This window comes from Steroidobacter sp., from assembly GCF_036402275.1.
GTDB lineage: Bacteria > Pseudomonadota > Gammaproteobacteria > Steroidobacterales > Steroidobacteraceae > Steroidobacter.
Genome location: NZ_DASWTF010000013.1, coordinates 350,810 through 364,900, shown reverse-complemented (window position 1 = coordinate 364,900; position 14,091 = coordinate 350,810). Strand labels below are relative to the sequence as shown.

Genomic DNA, 14,091 nt, shown 5'->3' with positions numbered 1-14,091 from the left:
AATCCCTCATGAGCAACACAGATCGACGCGCCTTCCTGCAATCCGCCGGCCTCGCCGGGATGCTGTCCTCCATGTCGCCGGCAGCGCTCGCGCAAGGCGCCACGTCCGCCTCGGCGGTTCACGACAAAGCGCAAACCACAGCGCCGGCAGCGAAACATTCCATTCGCTTCGCGGCCGTCGGCCTCGACCACGGACACATCTACGGCATGACCGCGGCGATCCAACGCGGCGGTGGCAAGTTGGTCGGCGTGTACGGCGCGGATCCCAAACAAGTCGCAGACTTTCGCGCCAAGTTCGGCGACGTCAAAGTCGCTCGCAGCGAAGACGAGATTCTCGAAGACAAGTCCATTCAACTGATCGCTTCCGCCTCGATTCCCGATCTGCGCGCGCCCTTGGGCGTGCGAGCGATGCGAGCCGGTAAAGATTACCTGGCCGACAAGCCAGGCATCACCACGCTGGAACAGCTCGAAGAAGTTCGTCGCGCCGTGAAAGAAACCGGCCGCAAGTTCGCCGTGATGTATTCGGAGCGCCTCGAAGTGCGCTCGGCCGTGTATGCGGGCGAGTTGATCCGGCAAGGCGCGATCGGCCGCGTCGTGCAGACCATCAACCTCGGGCCGCATCGTGTGAATGCGCCGTCGCGGCCCGAATGGTTCTGGGATAAAGCGCGATTCGGCGGCATTCTCACCGACATCGGCTCACACCAAGCCGATCAATTTCTCTACTACACCAACAGCACCAAGGCGCGCGTGGTCGCTTCGCAGACCGGCAACATCGCGCATCCGGATCGTCCGAAATTCGAAGACTTCGGCGACATGACCGTGGTCGGCGACGGCGGCACGGGTTATATCCGCGTCGATTGGTACACGCCCGACGGCCTGAGCACGTGGGGCGACGGACGCTTGTTCGTCCTCGGCACCGAGGGATATATCGAGCTGCGCAAATACGTCAACGTGGCGTCGAATCTGCCCGGCGGCGATCACCTGTACATCGTCGACAAGAAACAGGCGCGCTACATCGACTGCAAAGGCGTCGCCCTGCCGTTCGGCCCGCTGTTCGTCAACGACATCGTCGAGCGGACTCAGACCGCGCAGGACCAGCAGCAGGCCCTGCTCGCGGCCGAATTAGTGCTCACCGCGCAAAAACACGCGACCGCCCCCGTGCTCAGCTAACTGGTCAGACCACGTGAGCGGTCCCAACGCGGAATTGACAGGCTCGTCGGGATCGACTAACAATCTACTGGTCAGGCCACTTTCCAAACGTTGAAAGTGGCCGCTAGGGGGAATCCGATTCCAACGGCTGCGTTCAGCGGCCACGGCCGCGCTCGCCCGCGGTAAATCGAAATGTTTCCTCCGCGTCGATTCGGCCATCCAACGAATTCGGGAGGAGCTGATATGAATCGGGGCATTCCCACGACGGGCGCAAGCCTGCTCTCGCTGTGTCTTGGCGGCCTGGCGTTCGCCCAGGACACCACCCAGCAAACCCCACCTGCAGCGAGCTCCGACGGAGGTGGGCTGGAGGAAGTCGTCGTCACCGGCTTCCGCCAAAGTCTCGAGGTCGCGCTGGACAACAAACGCGATTCGGTCAACTTCACCGATTCCATTTCCTCCGAAGACGTCGGCAAGCTGCCGGACAACAACCTCGCCGAAGCGCTCCAGCGCGTGCCCGGCGTGCAGATCTCACGCACCAACGGCGAAGGGCAGCAGATCTCACTGCGCGGCATGGGTCCAAGCTTCGCGCGCGTGCTGCTCGACGGCATGCCGGTATCGGCAGCATCCGAAGGCAGCGTCGATCAGGGAGCAAACAATCGCGAGTTCGATTTCGATCTGCTGCCGTCGGAAATTTTCAGCATGCTGCAGGTCTCGAAAACACCGCGCGCCAGCACCGTCGAAGGCGGCCTGTCCGGCACGGTCAACCTGCGCACGCCGCGCCCGTTCGACTACAACGACTTCCAGGCCAGCTATCAGTTGCAAGGCGCGTATCAATCGACCTCGGAAGAGCTCGACCCGCGCGGCAGCTTTCTGGTCAGCAAGAACTGGGACGGTAAATTCGGCGCGCTGTTGAGCGTCTCGATGTCACAGCGCACGTTCCGCACCGACGGCTGGTCGTCGCAGGGCTGGACCTCCGGCCGCGTTCCCAACAATGAGATTGGCCGGCCTTATGACGCAGGCTTTACCTGGAACCTGCCCAGCGTGTTCGCGTCGACCGCCAACCAGGGACCGGATTTCATCAACGAGTCGGGGCTCACCAACGAGCAATTGATGCGCACGCAGGTGCCTCGCCTCGGCCGCCCCGAAGTACAACTGGGCGAGCGTGATCGCGTCGGCGGCACGCTGGCGCTGCAATGGGCGCCGACCGACGCCCTGCTGTTCAATCTGGATGTGATCTACGCCAAGCTGGAAGCCGACTTCGATCGCTACGTCAACAACCTGCTGGTGCGAAACACCACGGCGCTCACCGATAACGCAACCGGGTTCGGCTACATCACGCCGAGCAACTTCACCGTGGACGCCAACAACACGCTCACCAGCGGCTCGCTGCTGAACGCCAAGTTCTGGTCGGAGAACCGTGTGTTCCAGCAGGAGTCGGACTTCAGGCACGTCGGCCTGGGCGGCTCGTGGCAGATCACGGACAACATCGCTCTCGATATGAAAGCGTCCAGGGCGGAATCGGACTTCCGCTGGCGCATGACCACTTACCTGTTCCTGTCGGAGCCGGGACAGGTCGACATCAACGTGCCCGGCAGCGGCATTCCCGTGATCACGCCGCATCTCGATCTCGCCGACGCCAACAATTGGCGCTTCAATACGGTTCGCGTCCAGCCGCGCACGCGTGAAGAAGAGAACGAGAACCTCGCGTTGGATCTCACCTTCGGCGACGAGGAAACAAATATCCGCGTCGGCGCGCTCGCAAACAGCTACTCGCGCGAGCGGCTCGCCTACTCCTCGTCCGTCGGCGCAACTCAGGGCGCGGCGCTGACGCCCTTCGGCTACACGGGCGGCGCCAACCTCAACGAGTTCAACATCGGCAGCTTCTCCGAAGTGGTGCCGGTGAACTACGGCGAGCACTTCGACGACCCGGTGGGCTACAACCGCTGGATCGTCAGCGACCTCGACGCTTTCGGCCGCATGATGAATTACGGCGTGCTCGATGCGAACGCCAATCTGGACTTCCAGAACTCCGGCAGTTTCGAGGAGGACAATCTCTCCGCCTATGTGGAAGCCAACGCCGTATTCGAGTTGTGGGGTCGTACGCTGCGCGTCAACGCCGGCCTGCGCTACGCCAAGACCGAGCACGAGATGCAAGGATTCATCCGCCTGCCGTCGACGCCGGCAGCCGCCACCAATCTGTTCGGGGTGCGCAAGGAAGACTACGGGCGCAACACCATCGAGGGCGAATACTCCGAAATATTGCCGTCGCTCAATCTGGCCTACGACGTGAGCGACACGGTGCTCGCAAGGTTCTCGGTCTCGCAGTCCATGACTCGCCCCAACCCGGCCGACCTGCAGCCGTTCACGAACATCAGCACGGCGGGCGTCGTGAGACAGGGCAATCCGAATCTGGATCCGTACCTCGCCGATCAACTCGACGGCGGCGTCGAGTGGTATTTCTCGGAAGGCGCGGTGTTGGGCGGCAACTTGTTCTATAAGGAAATCACCGGCTTCGTCACGCGGCAGAATGTGCCGCAGCCGTTCCGCAACGCCGGCATCGCGCTCGACACCATCACCGATCCGACCATCCTGGCGTTGCTGCCCAACGGCCTCGACACCATTCTGTTGTTCAATACGCCGGTCAACGTCGAGGCAACGACCTACCTCAAGGGCGCGGAGGTGTTGTATCAGCAGCGGCTCGACAACCTGCTGAACGGCCTGGGCATGACGCTGAACTACACGCGGCTGGACTCGGGCAGTCAGACCATCCTCGGCCTGGCCAAAACCAACTACAACGCGGTGGCCTACTACGAGCAGGAGCGCTTCGCCATGCGGCTGTCGTACAACTACCGCGACGACTACGTCGAGTGCGAGGTGAACTGCGGCTCCACCTCTCCGCAAACCGGCTTCCGTTACGAGGGCGGATATCTCGACCTGAACAGCAGCGTCAACTTCACCGCGCTCGGCCAGGACCTGACCCTGAGCCTCGAGGTGCTCAACCTGCTCGACGAGGAAGAATATTCCTTCTACGGTTACGAAAACCGCGCCAACACGTTGAACCGACCCGGCCGTCAGTACATTCTAGGGATTCGCGGACAGTTTTAGGATCACGACCATGAGACAACGACACACCAGTTCCTTTTCCCGCCGCACCTTCGGCAAGACGCTGATAGGCGTGTCGTTGCCGCTGATCCTGCCGAGTGGGCTGCTTGCCGCCGGGCCGAACAGCCGCATCCGCGTCGGCCAGATCGGTTGCGGGCGAATCGCGCGCGACCACGACATGCCCGGCGTCTTGAAATCGGGGCTCGCTGACATCGTCGCCGTGTGCGATGTGGACGCTCGTCGCGCGGCCGATGGCAAGACGCGGGTCGAGGAGTTGTATCGCGAGATCGGCGGCGCCGCTCCCGAGGTCAGCGTGCATGGCGACTATCGCGAGATCCTGCAACGCAAGGACATCGACGCCGTCGTCATCAGCACGCCGGACCATCAGCATGCCGAGCCGGCGCTCGCCGCGGTGCTTGCCGGCAAGGATGTTTATTTGCAGAAGCCGTTCACGATGACGATCGCCGAAGGCATCGTGCTTCGGGACGCCGTGAAGCGCACCAAACGCATCCTGCAGGTCGGCAGCCAGCAGCGTTCGTGGACGCAGTTCAGGCAGGCGGCCGAGTTGATCCGCTCGGGCCGCATCGGTCAGGTCCGCCGCGTCGAGATCGGTTTGCCCATCGATCCCACCGCTCCCGACAATCCGGTGGAGCCAGTGCCGGAAGGTTTGGATTACGCGCAATGGGTCGGGCCCGCCGAGTTCGCCTACTACACCGAGCAGCGGGTGCATCCGCGCAAGGACTACTCGCGGCCGGGCTGGCTGCGCAACGAGTCGTTCTGCTTGGGAATGATCACAGGCTGGGGCTCGCATCACTACGACACCATGCATTGGGCGCTCAATCTGGAAGCGAGCGGCCCGTCGAAAGTCGAGGGCACCGCGGATTTCCCAACCAACAAGATCTGGAACGTGCACGGCGCCTATGACGTGAAGCTCACTTATCCGGGCGACGTTCGCGTGCATGTTTCCGACAAGCACAACAACGGCCTGAAGTTCTTCGGCGACGACGGCTGGATCTGGGTGACGCGCGACGGCCAGGCGACCGCGAGCGATCCCAAGTCCGGCAAGACCATGCCGCCGCTCGACGCCAGCGACAAACGCCTGCTCGATTCGAAGGGCCTGAAGGTCGAGCTGCCTCGCAGCGACAGTCATCACAAGAACTGGCTGGAAAGCGTCATCTCCCGTAAAGATCCGCTCGCGCCCGCGCACGTTGCCCATCGCAGCAGCAGCGCGTGCATCGTCAGCTGGATCGCCATGAAGTTGAAACGCCCGCTCACGTGGGATGTGAAGACAGAACGTTTCGTGAACGACGCCGAGGCTAACGCCTTGCTGTCGCGGCCGGAACGCGCGCCCTACGGCGTCACCCGCGTGATCAAGACCTGAGCGATATGAAAAATCTGTTGAAGGGAGTCATCGGCGCGACGCTGATGCTCGGTGTCGCGCTCACCTCCAGCGCCGAAGGCGTCAGCGGACCGGTGCGTCTGCTGACGCTCGATCCAGGCCACTTCCACGCCGCCCTGGTGCAGAAATATATGTATCGAGGCGTCGACCCGCTGGTGCACGTCTATGCGCCCGAAGGCGACGACGTGCTCGAGCACATGAAGCGCATCGACGGCTTCAACGCGCGCAAGGAGCAACCGACCAGCTGGCGGACGGAGATCTACACCGGACCGGACTACTTGCAACGCATGCTCAAGGATCGCAGCGGCAACGTCGTCGTGATCTCCGGCAACAATGCGCAAAAGGCGCAGTACATCCTCAGCTCCATGGAAGCGGGCTTGAACGTACTGGCCGACAAGCCGATGGCCATCACGCCGTCGGATCTCGAGAAGCTCGAGCAGGCATTCGCGCTCGCCGAGAAAAAAGGCACCCTGCTCTACGACATCATGACCGAGCGGTTCGAGATCACCTCCATCCTGCAACGTGAGCTGTCGCAGCGGCCGGAGTTGTTCGGCACGCTGCAGAAAGGCAGCCCCACCGATCCGGCCATTCGCAAGGAAAGCGTGCATCACTTTTCCAAGATCGTCGCGGGCTCGCCGTTGAAACGGCCGCGATGGTTCTTCGACGTCCGCCAGCAAGGCGAAGGGCTCGTCGATGTCACCACGCACCTCGTCGATCTGGTGCAGTGGCAGGCGTTTCCGGAACAGACGCTCAAGCCCGAAGACGCGAAAGTTCTGAGCGCGAGCCACAGCCGCACACCGATCACGCTCGAGCAGTTCCGCAAGGTCACCGGCGCGCAAGCGTTCCCTGCCTTCCTGAAGCAGGACGTGCAGAATGGCGTGCTGAACGTTTACGCGAATGGCCAGTTCACCTATCGGCTGCGCGACGTGCATGCGTTGGTCTCGGTCAAGTGGGATTTCGAGGCCCCGGCGGGTGGCGGGGATACGCACTTCTCTGTGATGCGCGGTTCGAAAGCCTCGCTCACGATCCAGCAGGGCGCGGCTCAACAGTTCAAGCCCGTGCTCTATATAGAGCGCGCCAAAGACGTGAGCGCCGCGGCACACGATGCGGCAGTGAAGAACGCAATCGATGCACTGCAGGCTAACTATCCCGGCATCGGCGTACGCCGCGACGGCGAGCGTTGGGCCGTGACCGTGCCCGATAAATACAACGTGGGCCACGAAGCGCACTTCGCTCAGGTGACGGAAAACTTCCTCAAATACCTGCGTTCGGGCAAGCTGCCGGCATGGGAAGTTCCAAACATGCTGACCAAGTACAGCACGATCATGCAGGCCTACCAGCTCAGCCGCACGCCGCCGAACTGAAGCGCCGGAGATTTTCCGCGGCGGCCCTGGCCGCCTGCCTGGCGTTCGCGCCTGCGTGGCATGCGCAGGCGCAGAGCGGCGACCGGCCTGGAGAGAAACAAGAAGCGCCGCCCGTCAAGGCGCCACCGGCGCCCGCGTTGAGCCCGGAAGCAGCGCTGAAAACACTGCGCGTTGCGCCGGGCTTTCGTGTGGAAATCGTCGCGAGCGATCCTTTGTTGTTCGATCCGGTCGCCATGAGCATCGGACCGGATGGACGCATGTGGGTGGTCGAAATGCGCGCGTACATGCCCAATGTCGAAGGGGCTGGTGAGAACGCGCCGATCGGGACCATCGCCACGCTCGAAGATACGAACAAAGACGGGCGCATGGACAAGCGCACGGAATTCGCCAACGGTCTGGTCTTGCCTCGCGCGCTGGCGCTCGTCGGCGATGGCGTGCTGGTCGCGGAGCCGCCGAATCTCTGGTTCATGCGCGACACGAACGGCGACGGCAAGGCCGACGACAAGCAACTGATCGCCAACGATTACGGCAATCCATCCAACCCCGAACACAGCGCCAACGGCCTGCTGTGGGGCTTCGACAATTGGATCTATAGCGCGAACCACACCACTCGCTTCCGCTACCAAGCTGGAAAGTGGCGACGCGAGCCGACGGCCTTCCGCGGTCAATGGGGCATCGCGCAGGACGATTTTGGCCAGCTTTACTTCAACAACAATAGCGTCGCGCTCTACACGGATGCGCTGCCGGCCGAATATCTGCTCCGCAACCGCCACCTGCCGAATCCAAGCGGCGCGAATGTGCAGATGGCGCGCGCCGATGAAATATCGGTGTGGCCGGCTCGCGTGAATACCGGCGTCAATCGCGGTTATCGCATCCTTCGAGAGGACGGCACGCTTCCCGTGCTCACCGCGGCCTGCGGGCCCGCGATCTATCGTGGCTCGATGTTTCCAGAAAGCTTTCGGGGCGATGCTTTCATCGCCGAGCCTGCGGGCAACCTCGTGAAGCGCTTGAAGATCGAGGAACGCGACGGCGTGCCTCACGTGCGCAACGCTCACGAGCAAACCGAATTTCTCGCATCGACCGACGAGCGTTTCCGGCCGGTGAGCGTCTACAACGGGCCGGATGGCTCGCTGTATGTCGTCGATATGTATCGCGGCGTGATTCAGCACCGCATCTTTCTCACCACCTATCTGCGCAATCAAATCAAAGAGCGCGGATTGGAAGCGCCGCTCGGCATGGGTCGCGTGTATCGCATCGTGCCGGAGAATGCTCCGCGCCGAACGATTCCGAATCTGGCGAAGGCCAGCTCCGCGCAACTCGCCAGCGCGCTCGATCATGACGAAGCTTGGGTTCGTGAGACTGCGCAACGTCTGCTCGTCGAGCGCCACGACGCGAGCTCGGCGACCGCGCTTCGCCGCCTGGTGACAACGTCACCTCGTGCGGCAACCCGGGTGCACGCGCTGTGGACACTGGATGGCATCGACGCCATCGATTGGCCGACCGCCGCAGCAGCGCTGCGCGATCCTGAAGCTCGCGTCGCTGCGACAGGTGTGCGAGTTTCCGAGAGATTTCTGACGGCCGAGCCGGAGCGCACGGTCGCATTGCTCGAACGTGCTCGCTGGAGCGAGCCCGCGGTCGTTCGTCAGGTTGCGCTCTCGTTGGGCAGCGCGCCGCCGAAGCTTGCCGACGCCGCACTTCTCGAGATCGCCGAACAAGCAGGCTCACTGCCTTTCGTGGCGGACGCGATTGTCAGCAGCATTGCCGGACGCGAGTTCGCTTTCGCGACGACGCTGATCGGAAGCGACGCCGCCGGCGATATTCCGTCCGTGTCACCTGTGTTAGCGGTGGCCACCGCGACAGTGCTGCACTCGGGGAACGCCGAGCAGACCCAGGCGCTGCTCGATCGTCTGACCAATCCTAAAACGACGCCGTGGGTCCGCACTGCCCTGCTCGACGGCGTCGATCGTCTCATTCCTCGCGCCGACGATGGTTCGAGGCGCATGGCATTCCTGCCTGCAGAGCCACGCGCCTTGGTCGCACTTGCATCCAGCAAGGACGTCGATGCCCCGAGAGCGGCGCTGTTGCTCAAGTCGCTGCGCTGGCGAGGAGCAACCGTCGATGCCGCCGCTTCGCTGGCGAAGCTGACGCCCGAACAGCGCGAGCGGTATGAGAAAGGACGCAGCGCCTTCGCCGTCTGCGCCGCCTGTCATCAGGACGAAGGTCAGGGCATGACAGGCCTCGCACCGGCGCTCGCCGGATCGTCCTGGGTGAATGGGTCGCCGCAGGCGCTGGTCCGCATCGTGCTCAACGGCAAGGTCGATCAGCTGGCCATGCCCGGTCTGGGCGGCTCGCTCGACGATGCGACCATCGCGGCCATACTTACTTATGTGCGGCGGTCGTGGGGCAACGAGGCCTCGCCCATCGAGCCGAGCACGGTCGAGTCCATTCGCGGAGTCGTGTCACATCGCGACGAGCCCTGGAGCGACGAAGAGCTCCAGCCACTTCGCTGAACGAGCCGTTCAGCTACGGCGCCCCTGAGCCCCATTCCGGGGCGCCGTCACGTCTCGGATCTCCGACATAACCTGCGCTCCGGGCGAGATAAGCGTTGGCGTGCATGCGCGCTCTATCCTACGATCCGCACCCATGAGATTGCGACTTTGCCGATGGATATTGAGTCTCGGGGTTCTTGCTGCCGCCAACGCGCTCGCCGCCAGTTCCGCCCCTTTCGATCTGGTGGGCCCGACGCTCGAAGTCACCGTCTCCCGGGGTGAAACCATCCTGCCCATCGCCCAGGCCCCGCACCTGGCCGCGGGCGACAAGCTGTGGATCAAGGCTGATTTTCCGGAGAATCAGTCGGAGCGTTACCTGCTGGTGGTGAGCTTCCTGCGCGGGCCCACCAATCCGCCGCCGAAGGAGTGGTTCTTCCGCTGCGAGACCTGGAAAAAGAAAAAGCGCAGCTGTGGCCAGGAGGGCTTGAGCATCGCCGTGCCCGACGGCGCGAAGCAGGCGCTGATTTTCCTGGCGCCGGAAGACGGCGGCGATTTCAAAACGCTGGTCAACGCGGTTCGCGGCCGCCCTGGCGCCTTTGTGCGCGCGACCCAGGATTTGAATCAGGCAACGCTCGATCGCTCGCGCCTGGAACGCTATCTCACCGCGATCCGTCAGCTCAACGCGGCCAACCCGGCGGTGCTCAAAGACACCACGCCGCTGCTGGCCCGCAGCCTCGGCATCCAGGTCGACCCGAAATGTCTCGACCGCCTGCCCCAGCTGCAAGCGCCCTGCCTGATGGAGGGACAGGACACGCTGATCCTCAACGACGGTCACAGCGTGTCCATCGTCGAAGCGCTCACCTCGGGGCCGGCGAGCGACCTGCTCATGACCGCCAGCTCCACGCGCGAGGGCAACAATGGGTACTACAGCCCATACATCTCGTCCTTGCTCGACCTCGGCCGGCTGTTCGATTCGTTCCGGATCGCGAATTATCAATACATCCCGGCGCTCGCGACGGCCGTCGGCACGCAGCTCACATTGACGCTCAACACGCCGCCGTCCTTTCACGATCCCAAGTCGGTGCTGACGGCCGCGCTGCCCGCAATCGAGAAGGCGCTGCCGCCGCCGCTGCATGCCGTGAGCCCGAAAGATATCTACTGCGCTCGCAAGGACTCTTTGGTGCTGCCCGTCGAAGGCGCGCCGCTGGTGTTCGCGACCGAGTACGCGCACAACACGTTCCTTCGTGTGACTGGCAAGAACGGCGAAGTGATCGAGCTGCCCGCCACGGCGGACGCCACGCAGGGTGGGTTCGTCGTCGATACGTCTCCGCTAGGGAACGCGAGTCTTGCGGATCGTTTCCGGGGTTCGCTGCACGGGTTCTGGGGCTTCGAGAAGTTCGAAGGCCCGGCCTTTCAACTCGTCAATACGCACGACCAGACTTGGGCGCCGTCGTCCACGGACGACCAGTCGCTGATCGTCGGTCGCGCCAATACCATTCACCTGCAAGCCGGCAGCGTCGCTTGCATCGACCGCATCATGGTGAAGGATCCGACCGGCAAGGAACTGCGGGTGGACTGGTCTCCGGTCAAAGCGAACGAAGTCGAAATCAACCTGCCGCTGCAGCAGGCGCAGCCGGGCGCTTTGACGTTGCTGGTCTCGCAGTACGGCTCGAGCGAGCCGCAGCCGCTCGAGTTGCGCGCTTATCCCGAAGCGGGCCGCTTCGAGAGCTTCACGCTTCACGAGGGCGAATCGCACGGCATGCTCAAAGGCAGCCGACTCGGCGACGTCGCCACTCTTTCGTTGCAAGGCATCGACTTCGTGCCCACGCCCTCGAGCACGATGATCGAAGGCGACTCACTGCGCATGGAGGTCGCGCCTGCGGCGGACGCTTCGGCGAGCAACCCGGACGAAACAAAGCCCGCGCCGAAGCTGCAGCAGGGCACGGCCGCCAAAGCCAAAGTCATCCTGCGAGACGGCCGGACCTACAACGTCAATGTCTCGGTGGCCGCGCCCCGCCCCAGCGTCGAGCTGGTCGGCAAGAGCGTGCAGGCCTCGACTCGCACTAACGAAAGCAACATCTCGTTAGCCAGCGAGAACCAGTTGCCGCAGGATGCGCAGCTCATCTTCTCGGTGCGCGCGAAATCGCCCTCCGTCTTCAGCCGAGAAGCAAACATCGAGATCGCAAGTTCGGATGAAGCATTTACGACCACGTTGAGTCTCGCCAACCGTGGACTCACGCTTGCGGACACGAGAGTCGCCATCGCCACCTTCGATCCAGCGAAAGCCTTCGGCTTTTCGGCCTTCGGGCCGTTGAAGTTTCGTGTCGTGAACAATGGCGCCGCGGGCGACTGGCAGCCGTTGGTGACGCTGGTGCGCCTGCCTGTGCTGCAGGCACTGCAGTGCCCTGCGGAGGCGGATCAGTCCTGCAAGCTCACCGGCTCCAATCTTTTCCTCGTGAAGTCCGTCGCGGGCGATCCCGACTTCAAGCAGGCCGTTGAAGTGCCCGCCGGCTTCCCGGGGCGGGCCCTGCCCGTTCCGCGGCCCGGAGAGAGCGGTCTCTATATCAAGCTTCGTGACGATCCATCGATCGTGAACGTCGCCGCGCTCGTCGCAGAACAACCGCCAGCTCCGCCCGCCGAAGTCGCGCCGTCCGCGACGCCGCCCGTGGCAGCAGGCGAACCGACGGCGGCAGGTGCAGCCGTTTCTCCGGCGGCGCCTCATAATGCAAATTGAATAACATTTGAGGCGCACGACCGTGCCAGCACGCTGCAAGGTTAGCGCCCGGATGAAGGCGGCCATGCAGCGGATTTCAACTCCATTGCTGGCATTGTTCATAGCACTGGTCTCGGCGCCAGTTGCGAGCGTCGCCAGCGACAGTTCAGTCGTCGATGGCTTCGTGGCGGGCGAGTATCGAAGTAAGGCGGGGACGAACCTGCCGTATCGTCTTTATTCCCCGGGCTCGGCCCAGCGCGGCCAGACGTTGCCTCTGATTCTGTATCTCCACGGCAGCGGCGGCGCCGGCACGGACAATCGCAAGCAGATCGTGGACGGCAATGCGCTTGGCACGCACGTCTGGATTGAACCGAGCCTCCGACAACGGCATCCAGCATTTGTGCTCGCACCGCAGATTCCCGAGAACGCGACATGGCACTCATCGAGCGATGAACCATCGGTTCACGTAGCCGCGTTAGTTGAACTGCTGGACCAACTTCGTTCGCAGTTGCCTATCGACGCGCTTCGGGTGTACGTCGTCGGTCAGTCACGCGGCGGTTTTGGCGCCTGGGACCTCATCGCGAGATATCCCGATCTGTTCGCCGCTGCGGTCCCATTGTGCGGCGGCGGGGATACGAAGCGGATTCTTTCGGCGCGGGGCGTTGTCGTATGGGCGTTCCACGGCGCGAAGGACGCCACTGTGCTCCCGTTGCGCTCACGCGAGATGGTCGACGCGTTGCGCACGGTCAATCCATCGGTCAGATATACGGAATACCCGGACGTAGGTCACAACGTGTGGACCCGTGCATTCGCGGAGCGCGAGCTGCCGGAGTGGCTGTTCGCGCAGCGACGACGCTGAACTGCTGGGCGACAAAAGCAAACGTTATGGATCGAGACATGCAGGCAGCACGCTACCTGGTAATCGACTTCGAGGCGACGTGCTGTGACAAGGGCACCGTGCCCCGCGAGCATATGGAGATCATCGAGATCGGCGCGGTCATGGCCGAGGCGCAGACCTTCGAAGTCGTGAGCGAATTCCAGACCTTCATTCGCCCGGTCCGGCATCCCAGACTGACGCCATTTTGTATCTCGCTGACCTCCATCGAGCAGAAGGACGTCGACGCCGCGCCCCTGTTTGGCGAGGCAATCCAACAGTTCAAACAGTGGCTATACCGCTACGACAGTTTCGTGTTCTGCTCCTGGGGCGACTACGACCTCAAGCAGCTGAAACAAGACTGCGAGTTCCACAAGATTCCCTACCCGATCAGCGCACCGCACCTCAACGTCAAGCGTTTGATGGCCGAACGTCAGGGACTATCGAAGAAGCCCGGGCTAGGCGACGCCGTGCGGATGGCGAAGATGGAATTCCAGGGTTCGCATCACCGCGGCATCGACGATGCAAGAAACATCGCGCGACTGCTGCCGTATGTGTTCGGAACGGCGAAACTCCCGCGCTGACGGGTTTCACGCCGTCTCTGGGGCATTATCGATGTCCGCCACCACTTCGTAGTGACGCACTGTTTGATCGTAGTCGCTCAACGCGGCAACCGCTCCCGGCTCGACCACCGCTTTATCGAGATTGTCGCCCGCGAACGCGCGGATGGCTTCCATGGATTCCCATCCGGACAGCACCAGGAACTCGATCCGATCGCCCTCTTCCCGTCTGCTCAGCGTCGCCCCAAGAAAGCCAGGAACCTTGCGCAGCTCCGGTACGACGGTTTTTCGAAAGTGCGTCGGGTACTCGCCGGCCTTGTCTCGAAGCGCACGGCCACGCCACTCGCGAATGATCATAAGAGCTTCAGTCCATTAGCCACGACGACGGGGGCGTGCAGTTTACAGCTTGGCTGCGTTGCCTACATGAACGGGCCTCGCCCCC

9 protein-coding genes are annotated in these 14,091 nt (G+C 63.0%); 8 read left to right on the top strand and 1 reads right to left on the bottom strand.

Annotated elements, in window-relative coordinates:
* Nucleotides 1-8: 8 nt before the first annotated feature.
* The 8 genes from VGD45_RS06405 to VGD45_RS06370 all read left to right on the top strand — a co-directional run bounded on the left by VGD45_RS06405 (nt 9) and on the right by VGD45_RS06370 (nt 13,673).
* Entirely contained in the window at nt 9-1,169 is a 1,161-nt protein-coding gene (locus VGD45_RS06405; RefSeq protein ID WP_331154443.1) for a Gfo/Idh/MocA family oxidoreductase, read from the top strand.
* A gap of 222 nt (nt 1,170-1,391) precedes the next feature.
* Nucleotides 1,392-4,253, top strand: coding sequence for a TonB-dependent receptor (locus tag VGD45_RS06400; RefSeq protein ID WP_331154442.1), 2,862 nt, complete (start codon nt 1,392-1,394; stop codon nt 4,251-4,253).
* A gap of 10 nt (nt 4,254-4,263) precedes the next feature.
* Complete coding sequence (locus VGD45_RS06395) at nt 4,264-5,631, top strand: Gfo/Idh/MocA family oxidoreductase (protein WP_331154441.1); 1,368 nt, start codon at nt 4,264-4,266, stop codon at nt 5,629-5,631.
* Nucleotides 5,632-5,636: 5 nt separating this feature from the next.
* Nucleotides 5,637-7,013, top strand: coding sequence for a putative oxidoreductase C-terminal domain-containing protein (locus VGD45_RS06390; protein ID WP_331154440.1), 1,377 nt, complete (start codon nt 5,637-5,639; stop codon nt 7,011-7,013).
* Entirely contained in the window at nt 6,935-9,523 is a 2,589-nt protein-coding gene (locus VGD45_RS06385) for a DUF7133 domain-containing protein (protein WP_331154439.1), read from the top strand. The genes VGD45_RS06390 and VGD45_RS06385 overlap by 79 nt, the downstream gene beginning before the upstream one ends.
* 133 nt (nt 9,524-9,656) lie before the next feature.
* Nucleotides 9,657-12,236: a hypothetical protein gene (locus VGD45_RS06380; protein WP_331154438.1), complete on the top strand. Its 2,580-nt coding sequence runs from the start codon at nt 9,657-9,659 to the stop codon at nt 12,234-12,236.
* A gap of 64 nt (nt 12,237-12,300) precedes the next feature.
* Complete coding sequence (locus VGD45_RS06375) at nt 12,301-13,074, top strand: alpha/beta hydrolase-fold protein (RefSeq protein WP_331154437.1); 774 nt, start codon at nt 12,301-12,303, stop codon at nt 13,072-13,074.
* A 38-nt stretch (nt 13,075-13,112) separates the two neighbouring features.
* A complete protein-coding gene (locus VGD45_RS06370; RefSeq protein WP_331154436.1) occupies nt 13,113-13,673 on the top strand; it encodes a 3'-5' exonuclease in 561 nt (186 codons plus the stop codon).
* Between the two features lie 6 nt (nt 13,674-13,679).
* Here VGD45_RS06370 and VGD45_RS06365 read toward each other — a convergent pair whose 3' ends face one another.
* Entirely contained in the window at nt 13,680-14,006 is a 327-nt protein-coding gene (locus tag VGD45_RS06365; RefSeq protein WP_331154435.1) for an antibiotic biosynthesis monooxygenase family protein, read from the bottom strand.
* Between the last annotated feature and the right edge of the window lie 85 nt (nt 14,007-14,091).